At 40.9% G+C, this 14,446-nt stretch carries 13 protein-coding genes and 1 pseudogene; 10 read left to right on the top strand and 4 right to left on the bottom strand.

Annotated features, from left to right (window positions below):
• The 4 genes and pseudogenes from DWX84_RS21775 to DWX84_RS04230 form a co-directional block, all read right to left on the bottom strand.
• Positions 1 to 191 (bottom strand): annotated as a pseudogene (locus DWX84_RS21775) (DNA-binding protein); the annotation flags it as partial.
• 96 nt (positions 192 to 287) lie between these two features.
• The gene (locus tag DWX84_RS04240; RefSeq protein WP_005857347.1) at positions 288 to 494 is read right to left on the bottom strand and encodes a DUF4248 domain-containing protein; all 207 of its coding nucleotides are present in this window, start codon (positions 492 to 494) and stop codon (positions 288 to 290) included.
• Between the two features lie 96 nt (positions 495 to 590).
• Positions 591 to 2,429: a DUF3987 domain-containing protein gene (locus DWX84_RS04235; protein ID WP_048928435.1), complete on the bottom strand. Its 1,839-nt coding sequence runs from the start codon at positions 2,427 to 2,429 to the stop codon at positions 591 to 593.
• A gap of 36 nt (positions 2,430 to 2,465) precedes the next feature.
• Positions 2,466 to 3,035, bottom strand: coding sequence for a BT4734/BF3469 family protein (locus DWX84_RS04230; RefSeq protein WP_121961362.1), 570 nt, complete (start codon positions 3,033 to 3,035; stop codon positions 2,466 to 2,468).
• Positions 3,036 to 3,229: 194 nt separating this feature from the next.
• Between DWX84_RS04230 and DWX84_RS04225 the strand changes: the two genes are divergently transcribed.
• The 10 genes from DWX84_RS04225 (at position 3,230) to DWX84_RS04180 (ending at position 14,437) form a co-directional block, all read left to right on the top strand.
• Complete coding sequence (locus DWX84_RS04225) at positions 3,230 to 3,589, top strand: hypothetical protein (protein ID WP_048928437.1); 360 nt, start codon at positions 3,230 to 3,232, stop codon at positions 3,587 to 3,589.
• Between the two features lie 66 nt (positions 3,590 to 3,655).
• Positions 3,656 to 5,209 carry an ATP-binding protein gene (locus DWX84_RS04220; RefSeq protein WP_048928438.1) on the top strand — a complete coding sequence of 518 codons (1,554 nt, stop codon included), beginning with the start codon at positions 3,656 to 3,658 and terminating at the stop codon, positions 5,207 to 5,209.
• A 151-nt stretch (positions 5,210 to 5,360) separates the two neighbouring features.
• On the top strand, positions 5,361 to 6,623 hold the full coding sequence (locus DWX84_RS04215) for an oligosaccharide flippase family protein (RefSeq protein WP_083434152.1): 1,263 nt from the start codon (positions 5,361 to 5,363) through the stop codon (positions 6,621 to 6,623).
• A gap of 37 nt (positions 6,624 to 6,660) precedes the next feature.
• Positions 6,661 to 7,545 carry a glycosyltransferase family 2 protein gene (locus tag DWX84_RS04210; protein WP_048928439.1) on the top strand — a complete coding sequence of 295 codons (885 nt, stop codon included), beginning with the start codon at positions 6,661 to 6,663 and terminating at the stop codon, positions 7,543 to 7,545.
• Positions 7,546 to 7,573: 28 nt separating this feature from the next.
• Entirely contained in the window at positions 7,574 to 8,578 is a 1,005-nt protein-coding gene (locus DWX84_RS04205; protein WP_048928440.1) for a glycosyltransferase, read from the top strand.
• Between the two features lie 5 nt (positions 8,579 to 8,583).
• Complete coding sequence (locus DWX84_RS04200) at positions 8,584 to 9,642, top strand: EpsG family protein (protein WP_005857339.1); 1,059 nt, start codon at positions 8,584 to 8,586, stop codon at positions 9,640 to 9,642.
• A complete protein-coding gene (locus DWX84_RS04195; RefSeq protein WP_048928441.1) occupies positions 9,642 to 10,634 on the top strand; it encodes a glycosyltransferase family 1 protein in 993 nt (330 codons plus the stop codon). The genes DWX84_RS04200 and DWX84_RS04195 overlap by 1 nt, the downstream gene beginning before the upstream one ends.
• Positions 10,635 to 10,636: 2 nt before the next feature.
• Positions 10,637 to 11,725, top strand: a complete 1,089-nt coding sequence (locus DWX84_RS04190) for a glycosyltransferase (RefSeq protein WP_005857337.1) — start codon at positions 10,637 to 10,639, stop codon at positions 11,723 to 11,725.
• Positions 11,726 to 11,744: 19 nt separating this feature from the next.
• Positions 11,745 to 13,061, top strand: coding sequence for a DUF362 domain-containing protein (locus DWX84_RS04185; RefSeq protein WP_048928442.1), 1,317 nt, complete (start codon positions 11,745 to 11,747; stop codon positions 13,059 to 13,061).
• On the top strand, positions 13,058 to 14,437 hold the full coding sequence (locus DWX84_RS04180; RefSeq protein ID WP_048928443.1) for a phenylacetate--CoA ligase family protein: 1,380 nt from the start codon (positions 13,058 to 13,060) through the stop codon (positions 14,435 to 14,437). Before DWX84_RS04185 ends, DWX84_RS04180 begins: the two co-directional genes overlap by 4 nt.
• Positions 14,438 to 14,446: the final 9 nt, after the last annotated feature.

The following is a 14,446-nucleotide window of genomic DNA, read 5'->3' as shown; positions in this document are numbered from 1 at the left end:
AGAAAATTAATTGTTTGTTGATCAACGTTACAAAGATAGGTTCCGCCGTAAGGGGCGGTGATGCCGGGTGATACCTTAGGGAATGAATAATGAATAATTAACAATGAATAATGGTAGCCAATGGCCGCCGGACTACGCTGCCCATCGTAAGCCCCTTTGGATAGGCATTGTAAGCCTCTTTGAATGGGCATTATAAGGAGCCTTGGATGGGCGTTCTAGTTGATAGTTGACAAGTGGCAGTTAATTCACCGCCGTGCGCAACTGTTACTTGTCACCTGTCAACTAATTTACGGTTCTCCGAGGTAGTGGATGATCAACCCCACCTGTCGTGGCGTGAATATACGTTGCTCGGGGCGGTAGCCCGTCTCCCGCAGCTTGTCGTACAGCTCCGTGCATCGGATGATCCAGCGGCGTAGACGGTTGCAGGCTTGATGGGAGGCCAGTTCCGGGAAATAGGATGCCGCCAATGCGGACTTTCTTAATGGTAAGGACATTTGATTTATTGTTTATGGATTATGAATCTGGGAAAATGAAACTTGCGAACTTGCAAACTTGCAGTCGGTTCCATACCTCACACACATACATGTACATTATAAAGGGGATTGGGGTGTCTGGCGTTGTTTGGCCGTGAATATATATTCACCCCGTGCGTTCTTTTGGATCACGCCCTTTTCCAGCATACGCCGTAAGTGAGAGTCTAGGGTATCGGTACCCATGCAGATCCTCTTTGCCTCCCGGAGCGCCTCTTGGCGGTTGAAGGCGAGGGGGAGGGCATCGAATAACGCCTCCTGAGGTGTAGGTTCCCGTTGTTGCACGTCGGTGGCGGGCAGGATAGACAGGATATGGCAAGCGTGCCGGTAAAGAGGCTCGGTGAGGTTGAGCACGGCCTCGAAATCAGCCCCTGTCGCTGTCAGGTCCAGTTTCGGTACGATACCGTCTCGGACATTCTCTTCCGGTATGTCATCGGAAGGGGAGAGACCGGGGCATTTGAAAATGGAGAATTGAGAATTGAAAATTGTTTTGTGTGGCGGGAGGAGTTTTTCCGTGGCTCGTAGCAGGGCCACCACGCTTAGGATTCGGCAGATGTTGATGGCGATACGTGCCACGGTGCTTCTCATGGCTCCCCCATGCGTGAAACCCGCATGGCCGAAAAGTTGTGCGAAACGTTCGTTGAAACGGATTTTTTGCTCTTCGGACAGCTTGAGCTGAATGAGATTCACGGAAGCGCCGAGCCACTCGATGAACGTCTTCCACTGTTTGCCCCATCCGGTGAACCGGGAATCATAATCCTCATCGGACAGGTCGAACTGGTTTACCCATTCGGTGATGGAGGGCATATAGTAAAACATCTGGCGTGAGAACAATCCGTTCTCGGCCGAGGGAATGAGCGGTTTCACCTGTGCCGGTGTCCCGCTTAACAAGACACTGAGAAAAGATTTCATACATTCCAGATACTCATGATTCATACGCCGGTTAAAGGCTAGTCGGTCATGATCGTAGCATTTGCGCAAGGTATCGCTCCAATGGCCGTAATCCGTGCCGATGGCGGTGCTGACGGTATCCGCCTCGGTCTCGCAGATCAGCCCCACGCCGTCCGCCTCTATCAGATTCTCCAATACGCCCGTTCCGGAATTATCGCCGGCGATCAGGAACATCTTAGGCTTTGGCTCTTCCGGCTCAGGGGTTTTCGCCCGCTCCTTGCCTAGGGAACCCCAGCGTGCCTTCTCCAGCCGGTATTCCTTGCGTAGGGATTTGAATTCCTCCATCATTGCCTCGTGGATCGGTTCGGCTAGGTGGCGTACCCAAGTGAGCGCCCCTTTTCCCGAGGCGGGAGGTGCCACGATGAAGGTTTGCAGGCAGGGATAATGGTATTTACGTCCGTAGAGTATGCGCAAGTGCTTGTTGAGGGTAGCGCCTAGTACGGTGACGGCACCTAGCAGCAGGATATCCCGTTGCGCCGGGGAGTCACCGCAGTCGATGAGCTGGTTCAAGAAAAGGGGCCAATCATAGTTTCCGAAGACGGGCATATTAATGTACGCCTCATGTGCGCAGGTGTGTGTGAGAGGATGAGCGGGCTGCAAGTTTGTAAGTTCGCAAGTTTCGGGCTGTTTCCCGGCGTAGCTCCGGGCGGTACCGGCCAGTTGCTTGTCGAGTTTCACGCCAGCGGTCTCTGCCCAGTGATAGACAGACCCGATTCCGTTTCGCCCGTTACCCCCTTTGAGGGCGTGGTCGAAGAGTCTGTCCGCCTCGTCGGACACATACTTTTCCGAGATACGGCAGATGCGATGGAACAACGACCGTCCCGCCTCACCGCAATCGTTGGCGATAGCGAAGGCCAGCGGCATATACTCTTGATAGGTGGGAGCGACGTTCGCCCCCTGTTTCTCGATAGCGGCCACGAGCCGCTCTAAATCTTGAATAGTGTTCATGGTAATATATAATTTTCAATTTTCAATTCTCAATTTTCAATTGCCACGATTTCTCAGCTTGGCTGAAGAGTCGTGGCAGAGGAAGCAAGCCCTTGACAAGTCGGCGTTTGAGGTATCGGCTTTCAGTCCGTATCTCCACTCAAGGTATTCCCAAGCCGATCGTCGTGCCTCGTCGAAGGCCCACTCGATCGTGGCGGTAACGGACAAACGATAAGGCACGAAGAGCTTTACGCCTGTGTTACTGGGGCTGATGAAGGCGAGGTCGGGGCGTAGCCGCTCGTCGGCGAACAGCGTGTCTCGCCACGTACAAGCCTCCTCGGGCGAGGCGAGATGATCGATATCGATAACCAGTTCACCCGAGGGAAAAAGCAACCGGTCCTCCTTTCGGTAGGAGAATACCCCGGCGGGCGTGACATAGGGCAGCAGGCTTTGCTTCAACTGCCTGAACCGTTTCTCGTCGTCCAGTGCGACACGTGTGCGGTCCGTCCGTTCCCGTAGCCATTCATTGGTGCTGACGTAGGTGTACAATTGGTCGATACTGACCACTCCGTTTGGCACTTGATTGGTAATCGGAGCGTTGTAAAAAGACATGATGGATTCTTTCATTGTGTTTGTTTTTTAATAAGGTTTAAACAATGATGATCCAAGGCTTTCGCTTCGGATCGCAGGTAAAGATATAGCCTTTGAATTTGTGGGTGGCGCACTCATGGGTGCGCCAATTTAAGAGTATTATAACCTATTTTAATGTTTCTTCAAGGTTTTAGCGTTTCACCATGGAGAGATTTCCCCCTTGAGACGTAATGATCGAACCGCAAAGCTCGGATCTGAACCCTTGGATTCGTGTGGCGTCCTTCGAGGTATACCTCATCTTGGATCGTTGGGGTCTGTCCTCCGTGCGAGACGCTTCCGTGTTCTTGGGTATCAGCCGCCACACACTGTCGAAGTTGAGTCCAAGCCATCCGGATGGCAGTCTGCGGCTGGAATCACTAGACCGTGTCTACGCCACCTTCCTCCACTTGGTGTCCTTCCATTTCCCGGAGAAGGAGCGTGAGCCCGAGCGAAATGAACTCCGATGTTCCCGCAGCCGGATACTGGAGCTGAGCTATCCGCTATCGGGGAAGGTGCGGGAGAGGGTGGAGAAAGAGAGGGGGGATTTGTGATTGATGGTTGATGGTTTGCCGGAAATGTGTTATATTTGTAGTATAAAATCATAAATCTTCACGGCTATGGAGCAACGACGATTATATCCGATAGGTATCCAGACATTCTCGAAATTACGGGAGGGTAATTATGTGTACGTGGACAAGACCGAGTTAGTGTACCGTATGACGCATGGAGCGTCGAGTTATATCTTCTTGAGCCGTCCTCGTCGCTTCGGTAAGTCCTTGCTGACCTCCACGCTCCGCAGCTACTTTGAGGGCCGGAAGGAGCTGTTCGAGGGCTTGGCTATCAAGAAATTGGAGAAGGAATGGACGAGTTATCCGGTGCTTCATTTCGATATGAGCCTCGGCAAGCACTTGGATCGGGAGGGTTTGGAACATTATTTGGGGCGTCGTTTGTCAGAGTGGGAGTCCATTTATGGGCGTGATGAGAATGCGCTTATGGTGAACGACCGCTTGGAGAGCCTTATCAAACGTGCCTTCGAGCAGACCGGGCAAAAGGTGGTTGTTTTGATCGATGAGTACGACGCTCCTTTGCTGGATGTGGTGCATGAGGAGAAGAATCTGCCCGTGTTGCGCAACGTGATGCGCAACTTCTACAGCCCACTGAAGGCATGCGACCCTTACCTGCGTTTCGTCTTCCTGACCGGCATCACGAAATTCTCCCAGTTGAGTATCTTCAGCGAGCTGAATAATATCAAGAATATCAGTATGCTCCCCGAGTATGGATCGATCTGCGGTATCACGGAAGAGGAGATGCGAGAACAGATGGGTGAGGGCATCGGTCGTTTGGCCGGCAACCTCGGCGTTACTCCGGAAGAGGCCTTGGAAGTCTTGAAACAGAATTACGACGGTTATCATTTCACGTGGCCGTCGCCCGATATATACAATCCGTTCGGCCTGCTGAATGCGCTAGCCGATGGCCGGATCGACTCTTATTGGTTCGGTAGCGGAACGCCGACCTACTTGGTCGAGATGCTGCGTAAGTACCACGTGATCCCGCAAGAAATAGGTAATCGTAAATGTGTGGCGGCTGATTTTGACGCACCAACGGAACGGATGACGAGCATCACGCCATTACTTTATCAAAGCGGTTATATCACGATCAAGGGCTACTCGGCGTTTTCCGGTCTTTATAAGCTCGATATCCCGAATAAAGAGGTCCGGATCGGTTTGATGCGCAGCCTGTTGCCCAACTATGTGCAACGTCCTGCCGAGTTGAATACGATGGTGGCGGAAATGGCGGAGATGATCTACAACGGTGACATGGATGGTGCGTTGCGCTTGATGCGCACCTATCTCTCCACGATCCCCTATTGCGATAACACGCATTACGAAGGCCATTACCAGCAATTGCTCTATGTCATTTTCACGCTGATCGGTAATTATGTCGATGTGGAGGTCCGTACGCCGCAAGGCCGTGTGGACATGGTGCTCCGCACACCTTCCACGCTTTACGTGATCGAGCTGAAATTGGACCAAAGCGCCGAAGCTGCCATGGAGCAAATCGATTTGAAGGATTACCCTGAACGTTTCGCCCTCTGCGGCCTGCCGGTGGTGAAGGTGGGGATTAATTTCAGTACGGAGAAGAGGACGATCGAGGGGTGGAAGATCAATTGAAAACGCTAAAGGTGGATCACGTTATATGAAAGAGCCGCAGCTATAAAACGATAATAGGAATAACCGATAAAATTTGAATATCTAAATATAGGTAGGTTCCAAATGGAACTCACTCTTATATTTGTATACCTACAGATTCACTTTACAAATCATGTCTTTACGAGAGAAACTGAGTAGGAATAAGACCGTACTGGCTAATTTTTCCTACTTGAGCATATTGCAAGTTTTTACGATCTTATTCCCATTATTGACCTATCCTTATTTATTACGGATCATAGGTTTGGATTTGTATGGAGTGATCGTATTCGCTCAAACGATTATAGCTTATGTATCATTGGTTATAAACTTTGGATTTAATATGTCCGGAGCGAAGAATGTAGCGGTTTATAAAGGGAATAAGGAGAGGCTATCTCAGATTGTATCATCCACTTATTTGTGTAAGTTTATCCTTTGGTTGATTTGTTTGATCGTATATTTTTCGGTTATAAGTATAGTCCCGTTTTTTAAGGATCATTATTGGGTCTATGCCCTTACTTTTTTATTGACATTTAATGAGCTTTTGTTACCTATTTGGTTCTTCCAAGGAATTGAGAAGATGAAATATATTGCGATCGTAAACTTGTCGGCCCGTTTGCTGTTCGTGGTCGCTATATTCTTGTTTATCCATAATCAGGAGGATTATTTGTTGGTGCCGCTCTTGAATGGTATTGGCACTATATTGGCAGGTAGCCTATCTTTATATATCGTATTAGGAAAAGAGAAGATAAGGTTGTCAATAATATCAATAAGAGATTTGAAATTAGCTTATAAGGAGAGTCTTCCATTGTTTGTTTCGGGTTTATCTACTCAAATCTACGTGAATATAAACAAATTAGTGATAGGTTCTATTCTTGGTATGTCAGAAGTATCTATCTATGATATGGCTGATAAGGTGATACAATGTTTGAAGCTCCCTATTTCAATGATGGCACAAGCAGTTTTCCCAAGGATAGCTCGTGAACGTAATATTAGATTTGTTAATCGTGTGATGTTTTTGGTCGCAGGAGCTGTGCTTTTGGCATATATATGTGTGTGTCTTTGTAGTGATTGGATTGTGTATCTTTTTATCGGGCAATATATGGAGGAGACTTCTGTTATTATACGATTACTGGGTATTTCTGTGATCTTAGTTTCCTTCAATAGTTTTATGGGAGGAAATCGCCTCGTTCCGTTTGGATATTCGGCTATTTATATGCGTGTGATGGTGAATAATTGCTTATTTTTTATGACAGGAATCACTTTGCTTTTACTTACACAACACGTAAATCTTTATACGATGACGGTGATGGTCGTTTCGGTAGAGTTTTTTTGCTTTGTAACGCTGATTTATAGGAATTGGTGCTTAGAGCTGTTGGAATTCAAAAAGAGAATATAAATGCTACTGTTTTTTATTAATTTAATTTTTTAATGTAATGATAAATTACTCAATAATTATTCCACATAAAAATATTCCTAATTTACTTCAACGTTGCTTGGATTCGATTCCCAATAGAGAGGATGTACAGATTATTGTAGTAGATGATAATAGTGATCCTAATATTGTAGATTTTGATAAGTTTCCTGGTTTAAATAGATCTAATGTTGAAGTTATTTTTACAAAAGAAGGAAAAGGTGCAGGATATGCCCGAAATACAGGTATAAAATATGTAAAAGGTAAATGGTTGCTATTCTCTGATGCAGATGATTATTTTTCTGAAAATGTAAATAGATTATTTGATGATTATGAGAATTCTGTAATGGACGTAATTTACATTCCATATAAAACGATAGATTTAATAACAGGAGAAGATTTAGAAGATGGGTTGTGTGTTACTAATCTAGAAGAAGACCTTTATAAGAAAAGAAGTGATACTTTAAGATATAGGTGCTATTCGCCATGGGCAAAAATGGTAAAAGTTAGTATGATAGAAAGGTATAGTATTAAATTTGAGGAAGTTGTCGCTTCAAATGATGTTTGGTTTAGTGTTAATGTTGGCTATGTAGCAAAAGAAATTGATATCTGCAACTATATTGTATATATAAGAAATGTAAGATATGGATCTCTTCAGTATTCTCTAAATAAGGAATATCTTTTATCAAGAATAAAGGTTGGATATAAAGTGAATGATTTTCTTTATGATATAAATAAAATAGAATATTATAATTATACATTATGGTTTGTTTTAGCTCTTATAAAGATCGATCTATTGTTATTTTTTAAGCAAATGATTATTTATATATATAAAACACATATTAATGTTCAATTAAGAAGTATATATCGATTCTTTAAAGAAGTTGTTTATAGGATAATACAATAAATATTTGTATGTATAAAATTATCTAAATATGAAAATAGTAATTGTTGGATCGAAATCGTTTGATTCTTTGGAATATAACTTGAATGAAACATTCAATCAACAGGGGCATTCGTGTTCGATTGTGGATATTTACTCTTCTTCTGTTAGTACTAATAAGTGGTTACGTACATTTGATACATTAGCCAGAAGATACTCGGAAACTTATGATCGGAGTGTGTTTAATAGGGTACTTGATAGTGTTCTTCGTCGTGATCCGGATCTGGTGATAGGGGTTTATCGGTTTATCCATCCGGAATTAGTACGTATAATAAAGCTTAATAGAATCCATATTATCCATATAAATCCAGATCAACTAACAACTCTTGAACGTCTGCAATTATTTGTAGAACCTTATGACCTCTATTTTACTAAAGATCCTTATATGATGAGATTCATGCGGGATAACATGAAGTTGAATGTTAGGTTGTATAATGAGGCATTTAATACACGTATCCATAAACGGCCTAAGCGAGATAAATTGACATGCGAACAGGAAGAGAATATAGATGTACTGGCGTTTGGTAATATGTACCCATATCGGACTAGAATGCTTTCTATCTTGAAAAAACGAGGAGTACACTTGGCTTTGTACGGTAAAAAAGGAGCCTATTTCTCTTCAGAGTTAGATGATTGTTTCCAAGGGAAATATATAGTAGGAGAGGAAAAAGCTCGTATATTATATGGAGCTAAGATCGTATTTAATAATTTGCATTATGCGGAAATTGAATCTGTGAATAATAAGTTCTTTGAGATTAATGGATCCGGTGCTTTCCAGCTGTGTGATTATCGTCCGATATTGAAAGATCTTCTACCGATAGATCCGGAGCTCGTATCATTTCGGACAATTGACGATGCGGTGGAAAAGATAAACTATTACCTAGATCACTCACAAGATAGATATGACTTGTCAAACTTAATATACAATCATTTTGTGGAACATTATAGTTATGATAGTTTGGTTGAATATGTATTGAATGAGGCAGCTAAAATTTGACAAGTATGGCTGTCTATATATTTATGGTACTGTTCCTTTATAGTTGCTCTTGGCTCGATTTTAAGGCAAATCGTAAGATTGGATATATTTTATTTACATTCATTTTTTTCCTGTTTGTATTACATGATGGCCTTCGGTGGGAGACGGGAACGGATTGGGGAAACTATTATCGGTTCTTTTTAAATTGCTTATGGGATGAATGGGAACAGTTCGAGCCGGGATATGTTTTGTTTAATCAGCTGATAAGGGGACTTACGATAGATTATAACGTATTCTTGCTTTGTGAAGCGGTGATCGTGTGGGGATTAATCTTTCCCACTATAAGGAAATATTCGCCAGATCCCTTACTTACTCTTTTTTGTCTTTATTGCACATTATTGCCCGTATTAGGGATGAATCGTCAATTGATCTCATTGGCTATCAGTATTTATAGTATTCGGTTTATATTGAACCGTCAATGGATTTTTTTTTATTTGTCTATATTATTGGCTTGCCCGTTTCATTTGTCTATATTGATATTTGCTGTCGCTTATTTTTTGAACAGCAAGTTGAAGACTAAATATTATGTTCTTTTACTGGTTGTTTGTATCGGACTATCTGTCTTTGATGTAATAGATAAATATTTTGGGGAGATAGTACCATATGTATCAGGGGATGATACACGATTGATGGGCTATACTGAAATAGAATCTACAGGCGTAAATGCTTCTTTTTTAGGAATAGCACGGAAATCACTTTGGTTGTTTCTTGCGTATCCTCTATTGAAGAAAGAACGAGAAGGGTTATTGTTGCTTTCCTTTAACCTTTACTTTTTATCTTTGCTTATTTATACAATATTCAATGGAACTGATTTTCAGATAATCGTGTCAAGAGGTACTAACTACTTCACAATATATGAGGTATTCATTGTCTCTTATGTGGTTTATGGTTATAAAGGTAAAGGTGTAAAAATAATAATGCTAATAATGATCTTTGTTTATTTTATTGGTATGCTTTATAAAGGTATTGATTATTACTCAGTCGGTCGCTATAATCCATTTATTCCCTATCAATTTTGTTTTTAATGAAAGATGTATTTTTTGTTTATAGAAAATCCGGTTTAAATTATAGTATAGAACATGTGTTCAATACTGTGGAAAGCGGATTGCGTAAGGAGAATGTCCTTGTTAAGAATATTTTCTTACCCTATGCGAGAGTTTGTGTTAGTAATTTATTGCGTAACATTCTTTATGTAAAAAGATTATGTAATAGCATTACTCATTTGACGGGAGATACGCATTATGCGATCCTTTTATGTAAGGGAAAGGTCGTATTAACCATTCATGATACGAGATTTCTTGATTTTGAACATGGGCTGAAAAAAATGATCTTTAAATGGCTTTGGTTTTATCTTCCCATGAGAAAGGCTTCGTACGTGACTTGCATATCAAATGAGGTGAGAGAGAAGCTTATTTCGTATTTTCCTCGTTTTAAAGATAAGATACATATCATATATAATCCATTAGATACAAATTATAACTATAAATTTAAACTATTTAATGAGGGTTGTCCGATTATTCTACATATAGGAACTGCTGAAAATAAAAATCTAGAACGATTGATACCTGCATTAAAAGGAATTAATTGTGAATTGCATATTGTGGGAAAATATAGAAAAGATATAGAGGATATGCTTCGTTTTTATTCTATTAGATATGTCTATAAGTGTGATTTGTCTAATCAAGAAATATTAGATGAATATATGAATTGTGACATAGTTTCTTTTCCTTCATTATATGAGGGCTTTGGAATGCCTATTATAGAAGGGCAAGCAGTCGGGAGAGTGGTGTTCACTTCCGATTTGGAACCTATGAAAGAAATAGCAGGTGATGCTGCTTTGTTGGTGGATCCATATAGTATAGAGAGTATAAGGAATGGAGTCATGAAACTTATTAAAAATCATCATTATCGTGATGATCTCATCAAGAGAGGACTTGAAAATATTGAGCGATTTAAATTACCTGTTATCGTGAAGTGCTATATGGATTTGTATGCTAAACTAGAAAGAGAAAATTAAAAATGAGAATCCTTCATGTTATCCCTCAATTGTGGCGGGGAAATGGTGCCGCAAAGATCGTAAAAGATTTAGTAGATTATCAAATTACTCATGGTAACTTAGTGACGGTTGTTTCTTTGTCTATAATGTCTCCTTCTTACGAAAAGGATTTAAAGAAGTTGGGATGTGAGGTTATTTATTTAGAGAATAGAAGGTACTCTTTATATAATCCTAAATTCTTTTTTCAATTAAGAAAGATAATTAAAGAGTTTGATATTGTTCATGTGCATCTGTTTCCCGCTCTTTATTGGGTGGCATTAGCAAAGTATTTCTCTTCAGCTTCTTGTAAATTGGTATTGACAGAACATAGTACGTTTAACAATAGGCAGTCTTTTAAGATATTGAAGCCTATAGAGAGATTTATTTATTCTAAATATGATGCAATTGTTGCTATTTCAGAGGGAGTTTCTCTATTTTTTAAATCGTATCTAGGGAATAAGTATCAGTTTTTTGTGATTAACAATGGTGTTAATGTAAAAAATATTCGGCAATGTGAGATTATTGGCCGAGAACAATTGAATCTTTCCTCTCAAGCAAAATTGATAGTCCAAATAGGTCGGTTTTATCCACAAAAAGATCAAAAGACTCTTATAAAGGCTTTAGCTCTTTTACCAGATGATTTTTATGTTCTGTTTGTCGGAGATGGCCCCTTGTTAGATGAGTATCAAAAACTTGCTCAATATTACAATCTATCGAAACGAATTTTATTTTTGAGTGTAAGGGAGGATGCTATTTCTATCTTGAAGGCATCAGATATTGTTGTTATGTCATCCAATTTTGAAGGTTTTGGTTTAGCGGCAGTAGAAGGTATGGCTGCGGGAAAACCTGTTATCGCTTCGGATGTGGAAGGTCTGTCGAATATAGTAGAAGGTGCAGGACTTCTTTTTGAGCCTCATAATGAGAAAGATTTAGCGGCTAAAATAAGGCTGTTGATGGAAGATCAATTATTCTATAAAAGTGTTTCTGAAAAATGTAAACAACGGAGTGAAAAATATGATGTATCCGTTATGGGGAATCGTTACAATCAATTGTATCAATCCTTGTGTAGATGAATATTAATTCGTAATGAATATGAACGTATATGTAAATGAACAATTTCCTTATCTTGATTTCATGGATATCCGTCCGGGAGATCGGGTGGTATTGAAGCCAAATTTGGTGAAAGAGGGAAAAGAAACGGATAAAAATGAATGGAAATGTGTTGTTACATCTCCGGAGTTGATTCGGTATGTAGCGAATTATGTATGTGAGAAATTAGGAGGAAAGGGAGAAGTCTATATTTGTGACGCTCCTCAAACCGATTCCTCTTTTGAGCAGATTGATAAAAAAATAGGCTTAACAAAAATAGCTTCGGATTGTACCTCTAAGTATGGAGTGCCGGTACGAATAATTGATTTGCGGAATGAAGAGTGGACAAGTGAGAAAGGGATTATCACGCATAAAAAGAAATTGGCCGGTGACCCAAATGGAACAGTTCTTTTTAATTTAGAAAAGAACAGTTTGTTTTATGGGCATAAGGGAGAAGGTAATTATTTTGGAGCAGACTCCAATTATGAGGAGTTGAATAAACATCATCAGGGAACAATACAAGAGTATTTACTTTGCGCTACTCCTATTATGGCAGATGTGGTGATTTCTTTGCCGAAGATGAAAACACATAAAAAAACAGGTGTTACTTTAAGCATTAAGAATTTTGTGGGGATAACGGCTGATAAGAATTATTTGCCCCATCACACATGGGGATCTCCTAAACATGGAGGTGATGATTATCCTGATACATCATTTAAACGACAGTTCGAGACATGGGGATCCAAGTTCGTAAAAAGGATAATAATCAATATTCCATTTATAGGAATTAAGATGGCTCAAATACTTCGTGCAGAGGGGGAGAAGGTATTTGGCGCTACGCACAATACAATCCGGAGTGGGAACTGGTATGGGAATGATACCACTTGGCGAATGACGCTGGATTTGAATCGTTGTCTGATATATGGGAATCCGGATGGTACGTTTCGGAAAACAAAAAAACGTTATTATTCAGTTATAGATGGTGTTATTGCCATGGAAGGAGCTGGTCCGATGCAAGGAGATCCAAAGGAATGTGGTGTCTATATATCGGGAGAGGATCCCGCTAGTGTAGATACTGTGGCTACGACATTGATGGGTTTTGACTGGAGAAAATTACCTGTGGTATATGAGGCTTTCTCAAAGCATGAAATGCCTATATCTGAAATTGACCCACAAACTATAAATATAGTTAGTGATATTAAAGATTGGAGGGGTAGCTTGGATGAACTGAGAGAGAAGGAGCATTTTGATTTTGTTCCTTATTTTGGCTGGAAGGGGTATATCGAGTTACCTAATTATCAAAAGACAAATGACAAATGAACACTATATCTATTTACTCTTCCCTCCCTTATTGGCTTCAAAATATCGCAGTCTCTCTTCACGGCTACAAACTAAAGAGACAGCGTTTCAACGATGACTTTTATAAGATCTTGGATTTCTTGAACTCAACCCAGGGTTGGTCAAAAGAACAGATTCGTTCTTACAAAGAAGAACATATTTTTAAGATATTGGAACAGGCCTATAATCACTGTCCTTATTATCGAAAGAAATATGCTAATGCTGGTTTATCTCCTTCTGATTTTAAACAATTAGGAGACTTGCAAAAGTTCCCGATTCTGACGAAAGAGGAAATTCGAGAGAATTGGCTTGGCTTGGTTGCCAATAATATTCCTCAAAAAGATCTTATTCTATTTAATACTAGTGGCTCAACGGGAAAAGCGTTGGACTTCTATTGGACTAAATATAGTGCAGCCTATTATTGGGCGGTAGACCAAAGATATAAAAATAGATTTGGCTTTGATCTCGGAAAAGCTTGTATAAATTTCTCCGGTCGTCCTATTGTTCCTATTTCAACTTCGAGACCTCCCTTTTGGAGATATGATAGAGCCTTGAACCGTTATTTCATAAATATGCATCAGTTGAATGAACAGAAGATTCGGGATATCGTAAATTGGATTAATCTGAAACGTATAGAGATGTTCATAGGCTATCCATCTATTATGACCACATTTGCGAATGAGTTGATGAATGTGGGTATGGCTTTGGATTTTCCTCCTAAACACATATTCACGGGTGCCGAGAAGTTATACGAGAATCAGAAAAATATCTTACAGGCTGTTTTTAAAGGTGTCCAAATCCATGAGTTGTATAGTTTTTCTGAGCAAGCCGCTATCGCTACCCATTGTATCCACTCGGTTTATCACGAGGATTTCGAGATTGGTCATATGGAATTGGATCAAGCTGTTCCTACAGAGAGTGGGATGCAGGGTGAGATTTTGGCTACCGGGTTCGCTAATCTTGGTATGCCTTTTATTCGTTATCAAAATGGGGATACGGCAGTGTTCTCCGACCGGGAATGTGGATGTGGATTACATAGCCAAATTATAGAAGATATTGTTGGTCGCAATGAAGACTATATAGTTACACCAGAGGGGCTTCACATTCAGCGTCTGGATTATATTTTCAAAGATACGTCGGAGGTGAAGGAGTGTCAAGTAGTCCAAAAAGTATTTGGTGAAATGATTTTACGTATTGTGAGAAGGAATTCCTATAGTGTGGCTACGGAGAAGAAATTGTTGGTAAATATATCTCAATGGATAAGCCCTACCATAAAGGTAAAATTTGAGTATGTGGATGAGATTCCCCGTACAAAAGCAGGGAAGTTTAAGGCAGTTGTCTCTGAATTGAAAAAATAATCATGTTGA

Source organism: Parabacteroides sp. AF21-43, assembly GCF_003635435.1.
Taxonomy (GTDB): Bacteria; Bacteroidota; Bacteroidia; order Bacteroidales; family Tannerellaceae; genus Parabacteroides; species Parabacteroides distasonis.
This window is presented reverse-complemented; position numbering and strand designations above follow the sequence as displayed.

What these genes read in the sequence shown, in the direction of transcription:
- DWX84_RS04240 (WP_005857347.1), bottom strand. Translation starts at nt 494, where the DNA reads ATGTCCTTACCATTAAGAAAGTCCGCATTGGCGGCATCCTATTTCCCG.
- DWX84_RS04235 (WP_048928435.1), bottom strand. Translation starts at nt 2,429, where the DNA reads ATGAACACTATTCAAGATTTAGAGCGGCTCGTGGCCGCTATCGAGAAA.
- DWX84_RS04230 (WP_121961362.1), bottom strand. Translation starts at nt 3,035, where the DNA reads ATGAAAGAATCCATCATGTCTTTTTACAACGCTCCGATTACCAATCAA.
- DWX84_RS04225 (WP_048928437.1), top strand. Translation starts at nt 3,230, where the DNA reads ATGATCGAACCGCAAAGCTCGGATCTGAACCCTTGGATTCGTGTGGCG.
- DWX84_RS04220 (WP_048928438.1), top strand. Translation starts at nt 3,656, where the DNA reads ATGGAGCAACGACGATTATATCCGATAGGTATCCAGACATTCTCGAAA.
- DWX84_RS04215 (WP_083434152.1), top strand. Translation starts at nt 5,361, where the DNA reads ATGTCTTTACGAGAGAAACTGAGTAGGAATAAGACCGTACTGGCTAAT.
- DWX84_RS04210 (WP_048928439.1), top strand. Translation starts at nt 6,661, where the DNA reads ATGATAAATTACTCAATAATTATTCCACATAAAAATATTCCTAATTTA.
- DWX84_RS04205 (WP_048928440.1), top strand. Translation starts at nt 7,574, where the DNA reads ATGAAAATAGTAATTGTTGGATCGAAATCGTTTGATTCTTTGGAATAT.
- DWX84_RS04200 (WP_005857339.1), top strand. Translation starts at nt 8,584, where the DNA reads ATGGCTGTCTATATATTTATGGTACTGTTCCTTTATAGTTGCTCTTGG.
- DWX84_RS04195 (WP_048928441.1), top strand. Translation starts at nt 9,642, where the DNA reads ATGAAAGATGTATTTTTTGTTTATAGAAAATCCGGTTTAAATTATAGT.
- DWX84_RS04190 (WP_005857337.1), top strand. Translation starts at nt 10,637, where the DNA reads ATGAGAATCCTTCATGTTATCCCTCAATTGTGGCGGGGAAATGGTGCC.
- DWX84_RS04185 (WP_048928442.1), top strand. Translation starts at nt 11,745, where the DNA reads ATGAACGTATATGTAAATGAACAATTTCCTTATCTTGATTTCATGGAT.
- DWX84_RS04180 (WP_048928443.1), top strand. Translation starts at nt 13,058, where the DNA reads ATGAACACTATATCTATTTACTCTTCCCTCCCTTATTGGCTTCAAAAT.